This is a genomic window from Ruania rhizosphaerae, from assembly GCF_009805705.1.
GTDB lineage: Bacteria > Actinomycetota > Actinomycetes > Actinomycetales > Beutenbergiaceae > Ruania > Ruania rhizosphaerae.
This window is the reverse complement of the sequence record NZ_VSMB01000013.1, coordinates 90,365-109,741: the sequence shown is the minus strand read 5'-3', so window position 1 is coordinate 109,741 and position 19,377 is coordinate 90,365. Positions and strand designations below refer to the sequence as shown.

General features: G+C 68.5%; 11 protein-coding genes and 1 pseudogene. 6 read left to right on the top strand and 6 right to left on the bottom strand.

Going from position 1 to position 19,377, the window contains the following annotated elements:
- The first annotated feature begins 276 nt into the window (after positions 1-276).
- The gene (locus FV560_RS16415) at positions 277-1,569 is read left to right on the top strand and encodes a right-handed parallel beta-helix repeat-containing protein (protein WP_159622646.1); all 1,293 of its coding nucleotides are present in this window, start codon (positions 277-279) and stop codon (positions 1,567-1,569) included.
- Complete coding sequence (locus FV560_RS16410; RefSeq protein WP_159622645.1) at positions 1,566-2,678, top strand: Dyp-type peroxidase; 1,113 nt, start codon at positions 1,566-1,568, stop codon at positions 2,676-2,678. Before FV560_RS16415 ends, FV560_RS16410 begins: the two co-directional genes overlap by 4 nt.
- Before the next feature lie 16 nt (positions 2,679-2,694).
- On the opposite strand, the gene FV560_RS16405 is transcribed toward FV560_RS16410, so the two are convergent.
- Positions 2,695-3,159, bottom strand: coding sequence for a hypothetical protein (locus FV560_RS16405; RefSeq protein ID WP_159622644.1), 465 nt, complete (start codon positions 3,157-3,159; stop codon positions 2,695-2,697).
- A gap of 59 nt (positions 3,160-3,218) precedes the next feature.
- Positions 3,219-7,997, bottom strand: coding sequence for an NAD-glutamate dehydrogenase (locus FV560_RS16400; RefSeq protein WP_159622643.1), 4,779 nt, complete (start codon positions 7,995-7,997; stop codon positions 3,219-3,221).
- A gap of 338 nt (positions 7,998-8,335) precedes the next feature.
- Here FV560_RS16400 and FV560_RS16395 point away from each other — a divergent pair, with 338 nt between their 5' ends.
- Positions 8,336-9,412 (top strand): App1 family protein, encoded by a 1,077-nt coding sequence (locus FV560_RS16395; protein ID WP_159622642.1) that lies wholly within the window; start codon positions 8,336-8,338, stop codon positions 9,410-9,412.
- 82 nt (positions 9,413-9,494) lie between these two features.
- On the opposite strand, the gene FV560_RS16390 is transcribed toward FV560_RS16395, so the two are convergent.
- Positions 9,495-9,680, bottom strand: a complete 186-nt coding sequence (locus FV560_RS16390; RefSeq protein WP_159622641.1) for a DUF1918 domain-containing protein — start codon at positions 9,678-9,680, stop codon at positions 9,495-9,497.
- An 82-nt stretch (positions 9,681-9,762) separates the two neighbouring features.
- Positions 9,763-10,845, bottom strand: a complete 1,083-nt coding sequence (locus FV560_RS16385) for a VIT1/CCC1 transporter family protein (protein ID WP_159622640.1) — start codon at positions 10,843-10,845, stop codon at positions 9,763-9,765.
- A gap of 261 nt (positions 10,846-11,106) precedes the next feature.
- On the opposite strand from FV560_RS16385, the gene FV560_RS16380 reads away from it, so the two are divergent.
- Complete coding sequence (locus FV560_RS16380; protein ID WP_159622639.1) at positions 11,107-13,416, top strand: hypothetical protein; 2,310 nt, start codon at positions 11,107-11,109, stop codon at positions 13,414-13,416.
- Between the two features lie 190 nt (positions 13,417-13,606).
- Positions 13,607-14,230, top strand: a pseudogene (locus FV560_RS20695) (HNH endonuclease family protein); the annotation flags it as partial.
- A 253-nt stretch (positions 14,231-14,483) separates the two neighbouring features.
- Here the strand turns inward: FV560_RS20695 and FV560_RS16370 are convergent.
- Complete coding sequence (locus FV560_RS16370) at positions 14,484-16,241, bottom strand: collagen-binding domain-containing protein (RefSeq protein ID WP_159622637.1); 1,758 nt, start codon at positions 16,239-16,241, stop codon at positions 14,484-14,486.
- A gap of 420 nt (positions 16,242-16,661) precedes the next feature.
- Between FV560_RS16370 and FV560_RS16365 the strand changes: the two genes are divergently transcribed.
- Positions 16,662-18,944, top strand: a complete 2,283-nt coding sequence (locus FV560_RS16365) for a TM0106 family RecB-like putative nuclease (RefSeq protein ID WP_159622636.1) — start codon at positions 16,662-16,664, stop codon at positions 18,942-18,944.
- 79 nt (positions 18,945-19,023) lie between these two features.
- On the opposite strand, the gene FV560_RS20420 is transcribed toward FV560_RS16365, so the two are convergent.
- Positions 19,024-19,365 (bottom strand): YtxH domain-containing protein, encoded by a 342-nt coding sequence (locus FV560_RS20420; RefSeq protein ID WP_159622635.1) that lies wholly within the window; start codon positions 19,363-19,365, stop codon positions 19,024-19,026.
- Positions 19,366-19,377: the final 12 nt, after the last annotated feature.

The window sequence follows — 19,377 nt, the reverse complement described above, 5'->3', positions numbered from 1 at the left end:
CGCCGAACCCGGCCAAGCCGACATCCCCACCATCGACGCCGGCTACACCCCACCGGCGCCGCAGATGCCGGTGACCGGTGCCGACGGGACGCTGGCACTCGCCGGGCTAGCCGCCGTGTTCCTCCTCGGCGGAACCACCCTGGCAACCATCCGACGCCGCGCACTCGCGTAGCATCATCGGGTGAACAAGCCCCGGGCCTCGTCGCTACGACGACGGGGCCCGGGGCTGTTTCACGTGCGCCCCGCATCGCACCAGAACGACGAACGGATCCGACCATGAGCGTCAGTATGAGACGTGTTCTCGCCGGACTCTCGGCTGCAGCCGCACTGGTAGCGACGTCAGCATGCGGTGACACCTCCGAGCCGGAGACGCAAGCCGTCATCCGAGTACCCGATGACGCCACGCTCGAGGAAGCCGGCGACCTCGTCGAACCGGGCGGCCTGATCCTCATCAGCTCCGGGACCTACGAAGGCACGCTCGAGGTGAGCGCGGACGATGTGACGGTCCGAGGCGACGATCGCAACGGCGTCGTGCTGGACGGCGGCCTCACGGCCAGCAACGGCATCGTCGGAACGGGTGAGCGGATCACGGTCGAGAACCTCACCGTGCGCAACTACCTCCAGAACGGCGTGCTCATCACCGGCGTCACCGACGACAGCGGCGCCGGAATCGCCCGCGGTCCGGACGGCTATGTGCCCTCGGAGGCGCCCCCGCCCGTACCTGGCTATCTCGTCCAGTACGTCACGGCCAGCAACAATGGCCTCTACGGCATCTACGCGTTCAACCGCACCAGCGGCGTGATCCAGCACAACCTCGCCAGCGGTGGCTCGGACTCGGGGATCTACGTCGGCCAGTGCGCCGACTGCAACGCCTCGGTCACCGGCAACGTGGTGGTCCGCAACGCCGTCGGGATCGAACTCGCGAACGCCTCCACCGTGACCGTCACCGGAAACCGCATCGTCGACAACCGCGTCGGCATCAGTGTGCTGTCGAACTACCTCGAAGCCCACGGGCCCACACAATCCCTCCAGGTCGCCGGCAACGTGATCGCCGACAACGACCAGACGGAGACGCCCACACAAGCAAGCGGTGGCTTCGGGATCGGGATCGGGCTCGCGGGAGCCGTCGGATCGGACATTCGCTCGAACCTCATCAGCGGGAACGACAACGTGGGCATCTGGATGACCTCGTCGGAGGACTTCGCACCGATCGACAACACCATCGGCCCGGGCACCTGGGGTGACAACGGGGTCGACATCGCCTACGCCCCCACCGACCACGCTCCCGGCTCCGGCAACTGCATCGAGACCGGCCCCGAAAGCGCGGGGGTCACCACGGAACCATCCGGCCTCGCAGCGCTCGGCTGCGGGAGCGACCTCCCCGCGAGCGACTACACGCAGCCACCCGCACCGGATGGCATCAGTTTCGCCGATGTCGCACTCCCGGACGAACGGCAGGGCCTGCCCACTGTCGACGATCAGCCACGCCAACTCCCCGAGACCGTCGAGCTCCCCGACATCTCGGCGATCGAAACGCCTTCGGCCGATCTGCTCGAATCCGGCGCATGACCACGCCATCGGACGAGGTCGGTCCCACCCCAGGCGAGGAAGCTCCGAAGACGGGCGGACGCCGTCGGGAGTTCCTGACCGGCCTCGGTGCCGCCACAGTGGCCGGAGTCGGCGGCTGGGCGCTACGAGGTCAGCTGGCCGGAGTCACCGAGCCGGCCGAGAGCGGCTCCCCCGAACCGAACGCCACCGGTTCTGGAAAGCCAGGGATCACCCACCCGGCGGTGCCGCAACGACACATCAAGGTCAGCGTTCTCGAACTCGCCGACCCTCAACCCCAGGCAGTCCACTCCGCCGCCCGGAACCTGGCCGAGACGGTCCCGTCCACGACCGAGGACGCCGGCGAGGTCACAATCACCGTCGGGGTCGATCCCCGGACCGCCCGGGGCCTGTGGCCCGAACGTGCCACTCTCGCAATCGAACTCCCAGCCTTCGACGGCGATACGACCGATCTGCGCACCGGTGGCCATCTCGTGATCCAGGTCTGCGCCGAGACTGCCGTCGCCGTCTCAGACGCCACCGCTGCCCTGACCGCACTCGTACCCGATGCCACACTCGTCTGGGAACGGACCGGATACCGGGACGCCCCCACGCCGCAAGGCACCACGAGGACGGGGCTGGGATTCCTCGACGGCATCATCGCCCCGCGCACAGAGGAAGAGCAGACCGCCGGTGTCTGGACCGGGCCGGAGCAGGACACCTTCGCCGTCTTCCGGCGGATGACCGTCCTGAGCGACTTCACCACGGCACCCGTGGACGAGCAGGAACGTGCGATCGGCCGTCGCCGCGACACCGGGGCACCACTCTCCGGCGGGGAGACGATGAGTGAGATCGATCTGTTCGCCAAGAGCCCCGACGGTGAGCCGCTGATCCCGGCCGCAGCACACGCCCGGCGTGCGCACCCGGCGAACATCGGGCGCGCCCTGATGCTGCGCCGCAGCTACAGTTTCGACCCTCCGGAGGGGGCGGGCGTGCTGTTCATCGCCTTCGTGAACGACCCGCAGACCTTCATCGCCACCCACCGTCGCCTGGATGAGCAGGACGATCTCATCCGCCACACGATCACGGATGCCTCCGGCTGCTTCTTCGTCCCTGGTTCCTGGGAGCTGTGAGCCGCTCTCGTTGGCGCTACCCCTGATCGGCGGACCGCTCGTCGAGCACGTCGATCCACGCGGCGAAGACGTGGCGCCCCAGCGCCCGTTCCACCAGGGCCCCCGGCTCCGGTTCGCCGGGCGACTCCACCAGCACCAGCAGCGCCTGGCCGCTGACGGTGGCCTCGACCAGGACCCGGTGATCGACCGGCCAGCGATGCACCGTGCCCCGCTTGGAGTGGTCCAGTTCCAGACCGGGCTCGCCCTCAGCCGGTACCACGCGAAAGCGCGGCTTGACAGTGCGCGCGAACACCGGTGGCTGCGCCGGGTCGAAGCGCCCACGTTCCTCGATCCCGAGGGCTTCCGCCAGTACCGTGATCGCACCGTCTGGGCCACCGACCACCAGCACCGGGAGACGCCCGGTGATCGTGTCGATACCACCGACCGCCAGACTCAACTGCACCCCGTCGAGGCGCCGGAACGCGCGCTTCGTGGCCCCCATGGTGTCCCTCCACGTGTCGACGCCGGCACAGCCAATCTATCGGGCGTGTCCAGAGTCGATCACCGCACCAGTGACCGCAGCACCCGCACCGCCACCGACAATGGCGCCAGACCAGCCCCGTCGAGGGACGTCACCTGCGGCAGCGCCTGCTCGGCACGCCCCAGCGCTGCACCGGCCCCCTCCTCCCAGGAGGCAATCCTGGTAGCCGGTGCTCCGCCGTCGGGAGTGGCCTGCTGCACCGTGCGGGCGAGGTCCCGCGCGGTGGCCAGCAGGTCGTCGCGCAGGGCAGCCCGGGCGAGCGCGTCCCACCGGTCATCGAGACCGAGCGCCCCGATCTGGTTCAGCAGGTCATCCACACCGAACCGGTCGGCCACGGCGAAGTACAGCGCTGCGACCTCCTCCAGCGGCTCGCTACAGGAACCGGCCAGCTCTACCACGTCCAGCAAGGCAAGGGAGGGCAGCAGCGTCGAGGCACGCTGTGCCAGCTGTTCGGGCACCCCGGCCTCGGAGAACTCGGCCGCCATCCGCGCGCAACGCCGGGCATGCCCACCCTGCAACAGCTCCGGCAGCTGGCCGATCAGGCGCCGGACCGGATCGGCGAACCGGGCCACCTCCTCAGCCACGTCCACACGTTCGGCACGATGCAGCACCAGCCAGCGTGAACTGCGATCCAGCAACCGGCGGAAGTCGATGTACATCTGCGTCTGCGTACTGCTGGGCACCTCGTGGTCGAGTGCCTCCACGGCCTGGACATAGGACTCCAGGTCGAAGATCTCCCGGCACGCCACGAACGCCCGCGCCACCTGCTCACTATCGGCCCCGGTCTCGTCGGTCGCACGGAAGGCGAAGGTGATCCCGCCGCGGTTGACCATCGAGTTGACCACCTCGTTGACGATGATCTCGCGGCGCAACGGGTGCTCGGCGATCGCGTCCGCATACCTTTGGCGCAAGGGCTGCGGGAAGTACTCGGTGACGGTCCGGGAGAACCAGGCCCCGTCCGGCAGTTCTGTCTCGGAAAGATCCGCCTTCAGCGCCAGTTTGGCATAGGCCACCAGCACCGCGAACTCCGGCCGCGTCAGGCCCGTACCCGCGGCATCTCGCTCGGCGATCTCGGCATCGCTGGGCAGGAACTCCAGCTCCCGGTCCAGCTCGCCCCGTTCCTCCAGCCAGTGGATCAGTCGCTGGTGCACGGTCAGCATCGCGTGGGCCTGCACGCGGCTGTTGCCGAGGAGCACGTTCTGCACGTAGTTGTCGCGCAGCACCTGCTCGGCGACCTCGTCGGTCATGGAGGCGAGCAGCTCATTGCGGCCGGTGATGCTCAGCCGGTCCTCCTTCACCTCCCCGGTGAGCAGGATCTTGATGTTCACCTCGCGGTCCGATGTCCCCACACCTGCGGAGTTGTCGATGGCATCGGTGTTGATGCGCACGCCGTTGCGTGCTGCCTCGATGCGGCCGAGCTGGCTGGCGCCGAGATTGCCGCCCTCCACCAGCACCTGGCAACGCAGATCCGCACCATTGACCCGGATGGCGTCGTTGGCACGGTCGCCGATCTCGGCGTGGGACTCGGTGGAAGCCTTCACGTAGGTTCCGATTCCACCGTTGAAAAGCAGGTCCACCGGCGCCTGGAGTGCCGCATGAATCAGCTCCGACGGCGTCAGCTCGCTCACGTCGTCGGCGAGCCCGAGGGCGGTGCGCACCTGGGGCGTGATCTCGATGGACTTCGCCGTCCGGGGGTACACCCCGCCACCGTCGCTGATCCACGCCGAGTCGTAGTCGGCCCACGTGGAACGGGGGAGCTCGAACAGGCGACGGCGCTCGGCGAAGGAGGTTGCGGCGTCGGGAGTGGGATCGAGGAAGATGTGCCGGTGGTCGAAGGCGGCCACCAGACGGATGTGCTCCGAGAGGAGCATGCCGTTGCCGAACACGTCCCCACTCATGTCGCCGATGCCCACGCACGTGAAGTCCTCGGCCTGGGAGTTGCGGCCCATCTCGGCGAAGTGGCGCTTCGTGGACTCCCACGCGCCGCGGGCAGTGATACCCATCGTCTTGTGGTCATAGCCCGCGGACCCGCCGGAGGCGAAGGCGTCGTCGAGCCAGAAGCCGTGCTCGGCGGCGATCTCGTTGGCGATGTCACTGAAGGTGGCGGTGCCCTTGTCGGCAGCGACCACGAGGTAGGGGTCGTCGCCGTCGTGGCGGACCACCCGTTCCGGCGGTACCACCGCGCCGGCCACGCGGTTGTCGGTGATGTCGAGCAGGCCGTGGATGAACAGCCGGTACGCGGCCTTGCCCTCGGCCAGCCAGGCGTCGCGGTCCTGCGCCGGGTCCGGCAACTGCTTGGCCACGAATCCGCCCTTGGAGCCGGTGGGCACGATGACGGCGTTCTTGACCATCTGCGCCTTCACCAGCCCGAGCACCTCGGTGCGGAAGTCCTCACGCCGATCGCTCCACCGCAGTCCCCCGCGTGCCACCAGACCGAACCGCAGGTGCACACCCTCCACACGGGGGGCGTATACCCAGATCTCGGCCATCGGCACCGGAGCGGGGATGCCGGGCACCTCCGCGCAGCGCAGTTTCAGGCTGATCTGGGGGTGAGGGCCACCGTCGGGGCCGACGACGTAGAAGTTGGTGCGCAGGGTCGCCCGGATGACCCCCATGAACGCACGGATGATCCGGTCGGCATCGAGGCTGGCGATCTGCTCGAGATCGGCATGGACGCGCGTGAGGTACTCCTGCTGAGTCGCCTCGCGGTCACCGCTGCGCTCGGGGTCGAAGCGCGCCTCGAACAGGCCCACCAGGGCCGTCGCGGTCCGGGGGTTGGCCACGAGGGCCGCCTCGATGTACTCGACGCTGAAGGTCGAGCCGACCTGCCGCAGGTACCGGGCGATGGTCCGCAGCACGGCCACCTGGCGCCACTGCAGCCCCGCGAGCACCAGGGCGCCGAGGCCATCGGACTCGGCCCGGCCGTCGCCCACGGCGAGGAACGCATCCTCGAACGCCTCCGAGATACCGTCGGGCCACGCGGTCCGTCCTCGCGCGCGCAGGCCGAAGTCGTAGACGTAGCGCACCCGCTCCGACTCGTCGACGATCCGGTAAGGCCGTTCGTCGATGACGTCGACGCCCAGGTCCGTGAACGCCGGGAGCACGTCGGTCAGCACGATGGGCTCGGCGCGATAGACCTTCATCCGGCGGTGCGTCGGCGCCCCGGTCGGCGGGGTATACAGCTGGACGCGGGTCTGACTCCCCGTCAGGTCCACGAGCCGGGCGAGATCCTCGACGGCGTCCGAGGGTGCGACGTCCTCTTTGTAGGCCTCCGGGAAGCCGCGCACGTACGCCACGGCGGAGTCTTCGCCGTCCTGACCGTGCAACGCCTCGAGCAGATCCTCCTCCCAGGTGCGGGTAGCCGCCACCAGCTGCGGTTGCAGGTCTGCCTCGGTCACATCCGGGATGGAGGCATCGCGCGGCAGCCGAACCACCACGTGCATCTGAGCGAGCGGTGAGTCGCTCACCCGGGTCGTGAAGTCCACATGCTCGGCGCCGAAGGCCTCCCGCAGGATCGCCTCCACTCGCAGCCGGACGGTGGTGTTGTACCGATCCCGCGGCAGGTAGACCAGCACCGAGACGAACCGCCCGAACTCATCCCGCCGCAGGAACAGCCGAGCACGGCGCCGCTGCTCCAGATGCATCACCTGCTCGGCCACGGACCACAACTGCTCAGCATCACTCTGGAACAGTTCGTCGCGAGGGTAGGCCTCGAGAATCTGCAGCAGATCCTTGCCGGAGTGACTGTGCGGGGAGAATCCGCTGAGCGCCAGCACGCCGCGCACCTTCTCCGAGACGATCGGCAGGCGCTGCACCGACTCGGCGTAGGCAGCGGAGGTGAACATGCCGAGGAACCGTCGCTCACCGGTGACGTTGCCGTCCGGATCGAACGTGCGGATGCCGATGTAGTCCAGGTAGACAGGACGGTGCACGGTGGCACGGGAGTTGGCCTTGGTGACGGTCAGCAGTCGCGGGGTGCGCGCACCAGCCTGCGCCTCCGGGCGCAGCCGCGAGTAGATGCCAGGGCCCTCCGGAGCGTCGCGCAGGATGCCCAGGCCGGTTCCCTCGATCGGGTGCAGCACATCTGCACCGTCCACGGTCTCCAGCCGGTACTCGCGGTAGCCGAGGAAGGTGAAGTGGTCACGTGCGAGCCAGGTCAGGAACGTCTCGGTGGGTTCCACCTCCGCCGGGTCGACCGTGACCGGCGCGCCGGCTTGCAGCTCGCGGGCGACCTCCTCGCACCGCAGGCGCATCGGCGCCCAGTCGTTGACGGCGTCCCGTACGTCCCGCAGGACGTCCTGCAGGCGTTCGGTCAGTTCCGCCCGCCGCTGCGCAGACATACGCTCGACGGCGAACAGCATCCAGGACTCGACCGTCCCGGCAGTCGTGGGCGGACGTTCGCTACGCACCTGGGTGAGGTGCCCGTTCTCGTCACGTCGCACCGCGATCGTGGGGTGGACGAGCAGGTCGACCAGGTGTCCGCCGGTCGAGAGTGCGGCACTGACCGAATCGACGAGGAAAGGCATGTCGTCGGTACACACCTGGACGATGGTGTGGGCGGACGACCACGGTGTGGTGTCCCCCTCCGGCGGGCTCACACGCACGAGCGTCTCGTGGGGTTGGCGGGTCTGCGCGAGCTCGCGCATGGAGGCGACCATGCCGGCCACCGACTCCGGGCTGCGTTCGGCGAGATCCTCGGTGGCGACGTGCTCGAGGAGTCGCTCGGCGAGCCACCCCAGATCGTCGTCGGTTCGGCTCGTGATCGCTGCCATCACCTGGTCCCGGTCGGGCACGCGCATGAAACTCCTCCACACCTCACCGATGGTCGTACGGCGCCGTACGTCTCTGCAGTCTATGCACCCGGGGCGAACGCGGCGCAGCCGAATGGTGAACGTTTCCGGGTGGGGTGGGGTGCGCCGTCGGGGCTGGGTGTGCAGAGCATCGTCGGCCGGGTGGCGCGGGCGGGTCCGCCACCTCGCCACCCGAGAGGGGCAGGCGGCTACGCGGTTGCTGGTGGGCATGGGGCTGCTGGGATCAACCGCGTAGTCTGCATCTGTCCAGTGAGTCGATGCGCCGCCGCTGCCTCGTCGCCCTGCCGAGTGGACGGTTTCCCGGCGCGGACCACTAGCCTGGGGTCATGTCCTCGACGCATGTGGCCGCTCGTTTCGAGGACGAGTTCCATCGCCGTCTCATCCCCTTCCTCCGCGGACGGGGGTGGCGACCACGCACCATCTCCTACATCGGCTACGGGAACCGGGACATGGTTCGCGTGCTCGCTCGGGTGGTCCTCTCCCGGCCCCGGCTCGCCACCCGGGGCCCGGTCCAGCTGGTGGAAGACCTGGTGGAGCGGCGTGGCTGGCGCTCCTATTTGAGCGCTCCGGTCTCCTACCTCCCGGTCACGGTCATGGTCGGGGGCGTCGAGCACCAGGCGCTCACCGACCGCAGCGGCTATCTCGATCTGGTGGTGGCCGGGCACGATCTACCGGCTGGCTGGCACGACGTCGAGGTCCGGGCCAAGGCGGCCACACCGACCGCGGCGCGCGTGCGGATCGTGGATGAGTCCAGCTCGCTCGCACTCGTCAGCGACATCGACGACACCGCCCTCGTCACGCTTGTCCCACGACCGCTGATCGCCCTGTGGAACACCTTCGTGCGCCACGGCAGCGCCCGGCACGTGGTTCCTGGCATGGCGCAGATGTACACGCGGCTGCAGTCCGAGCACCCGGACACCCCGCTGTTCTACCTCTCCACCGGGGCCTGGAACATCATGCCGACCCTGGTGCAGTTCCTGCGCAGCCACGCCTTCCCGGCCGGCCCGATGCTGATGACCGACTGGGGACCCACCAACACCGGATGGTTCCGCTCCGGGCAGGAGCACAAGCGCGTGGCGCTACGCCGGTTGGCCGCGGAGTTCCCGCACATGCGATGGGTGCTGGTGGGTGACGACGGCCAGCACGACCCCTCGATCTACCGGGAGTTCGCCCGCGAGTATCCGGGCCGGGTCGCGGCGATCGCGATCCGCCAGTTGACCCCCGGCGAACAGGTGCTCGCTCACGGTAGCCCGCTGCCGAGCGTCGAACCCGGGGAGCGTGGTCGCTCCGGTCCGGCACCGGAGGTCACCGGCGCGGATGGATTCGACCTTGCGCCGCAACTCAGTGCCGTCCTGGGCGGTGCAGGCAACCCCACGCCACCTGACACACCTCCGGCAGTCTGACCCACCTCTGACCGCTGCCGTCGGTCTGTCAGTCTGCCGTCGGTGTGTCAGACAGGCGAATCTCCACCAACGTGTGCGAACACTACTCGCGTCGCCGGACGAAGGTATCCGGACCTGGGACGTAGACGGACTCGTGCTCATCCTCGGCCCAGCGCACGCGCCAGGGCGGCTGACCGTCGTCGGAGACTGCGACGACCTCTCCTTCACGGGCCGGAACGTCGGTGTGCGCGGACGCGACGACCACCTGGTCGCCCACTGCAGCCTTCATCGTGACCTCCCGTCGTCAGCGGTGAATCTGACACCACCAGTCTCACGCCGATCAGGCGGACTCACCACCGGGGCGGGAGCACTCAAGCGACCGTGGTACCGAACGCCAGGCCGAGGAGGTAGGTGACACCCGCGGCACCCCACCCGATGGCGAGCTGCCGCAGTGCCCGTCGGGTCGGAGAGGCGCCGGAGAGCACCCCGACAGCTGCTCCCGTGACCACGAGTGCAACGCCGACCATGCCACTAGCGAGAGCCACGGCGGTCAAGCCGGTCAGTCCGAACAGATAGGGAAGAACCGGGATGATCGCACCCGAGGCGAAGAAGGCGAAGCTGGACAGTGCGGCGTGCCATGCCGAACCGATCTCCTCCAGCGAGTGCGGTGCCACCCGCCGCGGCGGAACGGTCGGGTTATAGGTGGCGAGCCGCTCCTCGGCACGCGCCTGGGCGTCCTCGGCCGACATGCCGCGGGCCCGGTAGACGAGAGCCAGCTCGTTCGCGTTCACGTCCAGATCACCGACGGCGGCATGCGCCTGGGGGCTGGGGGTGGAGGCCTCCAGCAGCTCACGTTGGGAACGAACGGAGACATACTCCCCGGCACCCATCGAGAGCGCTCCGGCCAGCAGGCCGGCCACACCGGCCACCAGGACGGCGGTCGTCCCGACTCCGGAGGCCCCGATGCCCAGGACGAGAGCGAGGTTCGAGACGAGCCCGTCGTTCATACCGAACACAGCCGCCCGGAAGGTTCCGGACATCCGGGCCCGTCCGCGCATCGCCAGTGATCGAACGACCTCTTCATGGATGCGTTCGTCCGCTGCCATCGCCGGTGTGGCGTGGTCGTCGCCGGCGTACTCGGACCGGCCTTCGGCTCGTTGCGCGAGCGCGAGGACGAAGACGGACCCGAATCGGCGAGCCAGGCTGATCAGCAACCGCGAGCGCAATGACGGCGGGCGCTGCCGGCCGACCTGATCGCCCAACAGGCGCTCCCAGTGGGCGGCGTGCCGGCCCTCGGCGTTCGCCAGTGCCAGCAGGATCTCTCGCTCCTCCCCCTCGCGACGAGCGGCCAGCTGGGTGTACACGGCTGCCTCGGCACGCTCCTCGGCAAGGTAGCGGCGCCAGCGCCGCACCTGAGCGCGGTGCGGCTGCTCATCGACGACGGATCCGGTCATGGCTCCAGTGTCCCAGTCTTCCCTATCGCCGAGCCAGGACGAGGCGCCGTAACGAACATGCAGGTCGGTGGCATACATCACCCTGAGACGTCACCCTCCTCACCCTGAGCGGTCGTTCAAAGATCACCCAGGTAGCGACTTTCCGGCATGTATCCGGGGTATGGGCCGAGAGGACTATGCGAAGGACAGTGCCTGCTGGACGTCGACCGCTACCACCGGCCGGTGCTTCCGGCGGACGAGATCACGTCCTGAGGAGACCCGATGAGACACGCATTTTCACGTCCCGGCACGGCTCGCCGCCGTCCGGCCGGAGTCCTCCTCGGCGGTGCCATGGCAGCGATCCTCGCCATGACCGCCGGGGCCAGTGCGGTATGGGCTGAGACCACGGGTGAAGAGCCCGCAGTCGTCGCCGAGGAGAGCACCGCAACCACCACCGAATCCACCGAGTCCACCGAGGAGCAGGCGCAGGAGGAAGCCGGGCCAGAGTCCGTCCCGGCAGACGAGCCACCAGCGCCAGAGCCACCAGCCGAGGAGCCCGAGCCCATCGTCGAAGAAGAGCCCGCGGCGCCGCCGGAGGAGAATACCGAGGAGCAACCAGCAGAAGACACGCCAGGTGAAGCATCCGAGCCGGCGGTCGAGGAGGCCGCAGAGTCGGACGAGCCGGCAGAGCCGGAGAACGACGCCCCGCAGGCGCAGGAGTCGCGGAGCAGCGACGAGCAGCCGGACGCTGAGGAAGAGGACGAGTCCACCCTCGCAGCTGCTCAGATCGCGCCGCTGCAGGTGATCGATATCCCTACCGGGAACGCGAACGTCGAATGTCAGGCTGCCGGATTCGACTTCGGCGTCAAGCTCGACACGGGCGCGGAAGGTGACTACACCTATCCGAGCGGCCCGTGGGAGCCGAATGACCTCGACCTCATCCTGAGTGTTTCGATCACCGGCGACTTCGCCTTCACCTTCAGCTCCGACCCGGCCGCTGCGGGGATCCTCGTCAAGGCTGGACCGGGATTCCAGATCCTGGCCGGCGGCTCCGGCGGTGAGCGTGCGATCGAGGGCCAGATGGGGATCAGCCACATCACCTTCTGCTACAACCAGCCCAAGCTCGAGGAGGACGTGACGGTCACGCAGGAAGTCACCACGAGTTACGACCGCGCGCACCACTGGACGCTGGACAAGTGGGCCGACGTCACCGAGCTGACGCTCTACCCGCACGAGGAGCACGGCCCGACCAGCGGCACGGTGATGTGGACGATCGACGTCGGCTACGACGGCTACACCGACCTCAACCACGAGATCGCGGGAACGATCTGGATCGAGAACACCGGGGACACTTCCGTCACTCTCGAGGGAACGCACGTACTGGAGACCAGCGAGGGCGACTACACGCCGTCGATCACCTGTGTACCGCCAGGTATGGAGCTCGACCCCGGTGAGATGTTCACCTGCACCTACTCCCAGGAGGTGGGTGGTGCCGTCACCGGGCAGAGTGTGGTGAGCGTGACTTCTGCGGAGGCCACCTACCCCGCCGACCCGGCCCCTATCACCTGGGGCGACCCGGACAATGAGTTCGGCGCCACGATGGACCTGGAGGACATCAGCGACGTCAACGGCACCCTCAATGAGACGTTCACCGCTCCAGAAGGTGGCATGGTCACCTACGACTGGACGTTCAACTGGTCGGACTTCGGGACGAACGAGTGCGGCGAGCACACCTTCGACAACACCGCCACGCTCCTGCAGGCGAAGACGTCGGTCACAGAGTCCGTCGTCGTCGAGATCGTCTGCCTGGAGACCGCTCCGCAGACCCCGGCGCTCGCCCAGGCCATCTGCACGGACGGGCACCTGGTTCCCCCGGCACTCACCCTCGCCGACACACCCGGCATCACCTACACCGCGGATCCGGAAGGGCCGTACATGTCCGGGCAGACGGTGGAGGTGACGGCGTCGCTCGCCGAGGGCTACGTCTGGGGCGACGTGGACGACATGTGGACCGTCGTCGACGATCTGACGGCGGTCACCGAGGTGACCTTCAAGGAGGTCGCCTGCATCCCCACACTGCCGGAGCCGCCGTCGATCGATGACGGTGACTGCCTCGACGGTGCCGGCGCCCCGCCGACCCTGTCTCTGGTCGAGACGGCCGGGGTCACCTACACGGTGGATCCGTCCAGCCCGTACGAGCCGGGGCAGACGGTGACAGTCACCGCCACCCTCGCCGATGGCTACGAGTGGGCTGACCCGGGCGAGTCCATGATGGCGCCGACCGCGGCGACCTCCGGTGGTCGGGCGCTTCCCGCGCGGGCACCGATCGGGCACGCCCCGATGGACCATGAGGGAATGCCCGCCGGCTGGCCGGAAGGGTGGACGTTGGTCTCGTCGACCGAGGCGACCTACGAGGTCACGTTCGCCGACCCGGAGTGCCCGCAGACGCAGGTGCCGCAGGTGACGGCCGGTCCGCAGCTGCCGTCCACCGGTGCGGGATCGCTGGATCTGGCCGCACTGGCACTGGTCACCCTGACCGGTGGCCTGCTCCTGGCGGTCATCTCCCGGCGCCGCTGGGCACGGCAGGGCTGATGGGCAGCTGACGGGTGGCCACTGAGTATCAGGGCTGATCATAGGACCATCCAGAGGCGGTCCGGACGACGTTCCCCCGAGTCGTCCGGGCCGCCGCCTGCCGTCTGCACTCACTGCGAGTGGACACTCCGTCCACAACCCAGCCCTCCCGGGCCTGCAGGGCGCGTGCCGATAGTCCACTCTGTCGCCCATGGCAGGGTCCCGACGGCGGAGCGTCACCGTGGTCATGGTGACGCTCCTTCTCGTTGCGGCCGGTTGGGTGGTCCCCCGGTGGTGGGTGCAGGTGGCCTCACCGGCGCCCACGCCGGTTCCCACGGCGGCACTGGAATCTGCTCGCGCGGCTCTACCCGGCCTGACGGTGGTGGAGCCGTTGCCCCTGAGCGACTACGAACGGGAGTTCTTCGGCGACCCGTGGGCCGATGTGGACGGCAACGGCTGCGACACCCGCAACGACGTGCTGGGGAGGTGGCTGACCGATCAGGTGCGCGATCCCGCCGTGAACTGCGCCGTGGAATCCGGGCGCCTCCACGATCCGTACACCGGGCATGTCATCGACTTCCGACGCGGTCCGTCGACCAGCGCGGCAGTCCAGATCGACCACGTGGTCGCGCTCGCGGATGCGTGGCGGAAGGGAGCCTCCCACTGGCCGCCAGGGCACGCGCTGGCATTCGCCAACGATCCGGCTAACCTCATCCCCGTGGACGGTGCAGCGAACCGGGCCAAAGGCGCCGCCGACGCCGCGGGCTGGCTACCGCCCAACCGCGGGTTCCGTTGCGCCTACGTGGTGCAGCAGATCCTGGTCAAGGATGCCTACGGGTTGGGTGTCTCGGCGACCGAGCTCGCTGCGTTACAGGACGTGCTCGGCAAGGACTGTCCGGCTGCCGCAGCAGCGCACCCCGGCCGGGCCGGTCACACCGTGGCGCCATGGGCGCCCGATGGGGCCAGCGCACAGACCCGCCAGCCACAGGCTGCCGCCGGCATCTCCGGACTGGTGGGTCTGACGGCGTGTTCCATCAGACCCACCAGCACCGCGCAATCGCTGAGTACCACCCGTGGCCCGGTGTTCCCTAGGAGCTGTACACCCGCCGAACGAGGAGCAGTGCTCCGCCGAGCGAGAGCAGGACGACGGTTCCGGCCACGAGGGGCATCCACGTTCCGGCTCCAGTGCGGGCAAGTTCGTCGTCTGTACCCGTGGATGGCGTGGGCTCCTGCGACGGCGCGGGGTCTTCAGAGCGCGTCGGCTCCTGCGAGGGTGCGGGGTCCTCCGACACCGTGGGTTCCTCCGAGGGCGTCGGTCCCTCCCCCGGGTCACCCTCTGCCACCGTGAAGGTCTGCGCCTCGTCATCGGGATCAGCGTGCTCGGCGACCAGCTCCCCACCCACGCTCAGGAACTCGAACACCACCAACGACTGTCCCGCATACTCGGCCACCTGCTCACCAGTGATCTCGAATGTCACATCGACCGAACCCTGAGCAGCCTCCGGAACGAACGACGCAAACGCCGAGATCCCCGTGTCCGCACCATCACCAGGCGTACGAACCGAACCCTGCAGGTCGTACTCCACACCCGGCGTCAAACCCTCAAACGCCACCGTGTCCACCACCGACCCACCGGTCAACGGCAGTACCTTCACATCCGAACCGGCCACCGACACCGTGGTGCCGATCACGGGCATCGCTGCGATCTCGCCGCACGGGAGATTTCCGGCGAAGCTGTGGTGGTGGATCTCGCCGCCTCCAGCGGTCGTGATGTTCTGCGCGAACCACTGCCCGTTCGTGGTGATTCCGGAGTCGAAGTTCAGGTCGGCGTTCGGCGCCCAGATGGCTCCGAGATCGTGCCCGTTCACAGCCACGTCACCGGAGACCTCAGCGAGATCCAGCATGATGAACCGGGCCAGGTCCTGCTCGGCGCCGGCTTGTGCCGACCACCCTTCGAAGCGGAGCTGGGTGAGTTCTGTCGTCCCGGCGGGAACTCGGATCACGAGCGGGGCGTTCGCCGTCGGCCGGAACCCATCGGCACGGTCGAGCTTGACGGTTTTGCCCGCGATGGCGTCGTAGTCGATGACGTTCGGGCGATCGTCCGCGAAGTCCTCGACGTAGACCAGGCCACCCTCGTCCGTGACAGTGACCTCGTTGCTGAGCCCGAGTTCTGGCGAGTACATCAGTTCCAAGCACTGGTTCGTCTGCTCGATATGGGTGTCCAGACCAGGGAGATAGTCCGCGATCGACGATTCAACAGCCTGGAGGTCAGCCACCTCAGTATCGCTGAACGGAGCGGTCTTGAGATCGATCACTGCGCCCTCAGCGTTGGTCACTCTCAGGAAGTCTCCGCCCGCAGCATTGCCCGTCCCGCCGCTCCGTGCTGATCCGGTGAGACCGTCGACGGTGACCAACTTGACCAGCGCGTTCGCTTCAGCGGAGTCGGTCGCGATGGTTCCCGAGTCGTCGCGATTCGAGACATCGAACGCGCCCTCGCCCACGAACTCGTTCGCAAGGATCCGAACTGGCGTGCCATCGACGGCCGGGACCGTGTAGTCGGCCTCCCCGGCGACCGTGTGAACGACCGGATACCCGTTCGGGTTTCCGGACGATACGGTCCCGAACGCCGCGACCGATCCTTCGATCTCGCTGTTGTCCAGGTGAATGTCACCGTGCGAGACGATGGTGAACCCACTGTTGCCGTCAAACGGGTTGAACGTCGTCGGCGCGGCAGCCGCCGGTGTGACACCTCCAGCAAGCGCCCCGATCGCCACGGCGGCGATGCCAACCGGCGCCAGACTCCGCCGCCAGCGGTACCGCTTCGCGGATCTACCGATCGTTCCCATCACAGATCTCCTGTCCTTCGATGATGACTACTCAGGTGCGGGGTCAGCCGCGCCACAACCAGTCCGGCATGGACGACCCGGCACGGTTCAACGAGTGCGATTCGATCCGCCGAGGCGGCCGCACTCCCGACGCGGGACGACTACTGAGATCGATCGCGATAGCTCCTCCGCCATGACGCGATACAGCCGGCACACGCGGTGATCCGTGTCACGTCGCCGGAAGGAAGCGGCTGGAGTGGACATCGAGCGAGTGCTCTCGAACGTGGGCGTCGATGGCGGTGTTCACAGGCGTCCGAGAGCTGTGCTGTGCCGAACGAGGGAACGCGACTGTCACTGATCGTCCGCGACGTCGGCCCTCACCGGTAGCCTCCTCGGACCGGCACCGGGTCTTCGGTGCCAGGCAGGAGAGGAGGGACGCGCGTGTTCCTGACCGGCGAAAGGCTCGTCTACAGCGCCACCGACCTCGCGATCGCCCACGAGTGCGAGTTCCAGCTGCTGCGCCGCCTCGACGAGCGGCTGGGGAAGGTGCCCAGGCTCGAGAGCGCGGACCCTCTCCGTGATCGGGCGGCTCGCCTGGGGCGTGAGCACGAGGCGGCGGTGCTGGCCGGGTACCGGGAGCAGTTCGGTGCGGGGGTCGTCGAGATCAGCGACCAACGTGTGCCTGGTTCTGATGGCACCGTCGACCTGGACTTCTCTCCAGCGGCTCTCGCTCGTCAGCAGGACGCGACCGTCGCCGCGATGCACGCCGGGGCGGACGTGATCTACCAGGGCGGATTCTTCGACGGCCGCTTCCACGGCCGTGCCGACTTCCTGGTGCGCGAAGGAGAGGTCGACGCGGTGGCGCGCTACGCCGTCGTGGACACCAAGCTCGCGCGCTCGGCGAAGCCGAAGGCCGTCCTGCAGCTGGCTGCCTACGCCGATCAGCTGCAGCGCCTGCAGATTCCGGTCGCAGAGAGTCTGCGCCTTCTCCTCGGCGACGGTTCGCAGACCGAGCATGAGACGGCGGCGAGTGTGGCCGTCTATCGCGAGTTGCGCCGGCACGCACAGCACCTGCTCGACCGGCACCACGCCGCCGGTGACCCGGTGCGCTGGGGTGAGGACTGGTACACCGCCTGCCTGTGGTGCGACCACTGCAAGGCCGAGATCGATCGCACCCGGGACGTGCGGATGATCTGGGGGGTGCGCACGCGGCATCGCGATCAGTTGCGTTCGGCCGGAATGAGAACGGTCGAGGACGTGGCCCTCGCCGACCGTGCCCCGGAAGGGTTCGATGCACGCACCTGGGAGGGACTGCGCGCACAGGCGCGGCTCCAGCGCCGGCAGGAGGAGGCGTCGGTCTCCGGCGAATCGATGGTGTTCAGCGAGGTGCGCGACCGGGCCGGTCTGGACGCGCTACCAGCACCAGACCCGGGGGACGTGTTCTTCGATTTCGAGGGCGACCCGCTGTGGGTGGACGCGGATCGGAGTGTCTGGGGTTTGGAGTACCTGTTCGGCCTGATGGAGACCGATGGGTCATATGTGACGTTCTGGGCGCATGATCGGGCCGCTGAGGGGCGGGCGCTGGAGGAGTTCCTCGCCTATCTGCGCGAGCGCCGCGAACGATTCCCGGGGATGCACGTGTACCACTACGCCGGGTATGAGCAGTTCACGCTGCGGGCCCTGGCCCGGCGGCACGACGTCGGTGTGGCGGAGGTGAACGAGCTGCTCGACGGGGGTGTGTTCGTCGATCTGTACCGGACGGTGAAGGCGTCGGTGCGGGTCTCGCAGTCCTCGTACTCGCTGAAGAAGCTCGAACCGCTCTACATGGGCGACATGTTCCGCGACGACGACGGCGTCACCACTGGCGCCGACTCGGTGCTCGCCTACGAGGCGGCGTGCGCCCTCCGGGATGCCGGCGACGAGCGGGGGTTCGCCGAGCGGCTGGACGAGCTGGCTGACTACAACCGGTACGACTGCCTGTCGACGTTCCGGCTGCGGGACTGGTTGCTTGCTCAGCGGAAGGCACTCGGTCCGGGTGAGGCGGTAGGTGCTCCGATGGGCGTGGCGGGGGCTCCGATGGAAGCTGAGGGTGAGTCCGCAGGAACGGACCGTCCTGCCGCCAGAGCGGGAGGCGCTCCTGCTGACGTGGCGCCTTCACCCCAGGCGATGGTGGGTGCCGGAACTTCGCCGATCCACAGCCTCGATGGCCTCGCTCCAGGCCTGCACCAGGTGACGCTCACTCACCGTGGCAGCAGTGTCCGGTCGGCGCCGGAGTCGGCCGAGGTGGTGGCGCAAGTGGAGTCCCTCGTCGGCCGGACCCTCACCACTGAGGCCGGGAGCCGCTCACCCGCCGGATCGGACATCCTAGTGCTGACAGCGTCGGCCGAGCAGGCCGAACAGATCGCCAGCGACCTGGGCGAGGGTGGGACGGACCTTGCTGACGTGCGTGTCGGAACGGTGGACGAACTGGGGAAGGCAGGGGCCGCCGTCGTGATCTGCTCGCTGGCCGCCTCCACTCAACAGGACGTGCGGGGCCACCTGGCGGAGCTGCTCTCGGCTGAGCGCTGGGGCGCGGCAATCAGTGCGTCCCGGTGGGCCACCATCATGATCCGCTCGGCCGCACTCACGCGCCGCATTCCCTCCGACGCCACGGATCTCGCTGCGGTGGCGGCCTTCTTGCGGCTGTGCGAGGACGCCCGGGAGCGGCGGCCACGGCACCGCTGAGCGCGACGGAGATCAGCCTCGACCGACTGCGCAGGTGACCGCCGGGGTGTCGCGCTCAGCCGCGGGCGGCACCGTCGCGTCAGCCGCGGTCGTCGGAACCTGCCTCGGTCTCCGTCGAACCGGGAGTCACATCCCCGGCGGCAGCGGTGCTCCCCTCGCCGGCTGCGCCAGAGCCGGCACCGGTGAATCCAGCGATCCGGTCCTTGACCACCTGAGCCGCCTTGTCGGTCATCTGCGCACCCTGCTCACGCATCACCGACCCGACGCGCTCCTCGGCAGCGCTGACCTGCTCCTGCAGCTTCGGGTTCTGCCACACGGACTGGGTGGCACCCTTGATCCGCTCGTACTGCTCACGACCGGCACGGGTGCCGAGTACGTAGCCGATACCGGCGCCGATGACGAAAGCGATCTTGCCGTTCATGCGTCCTCCCAG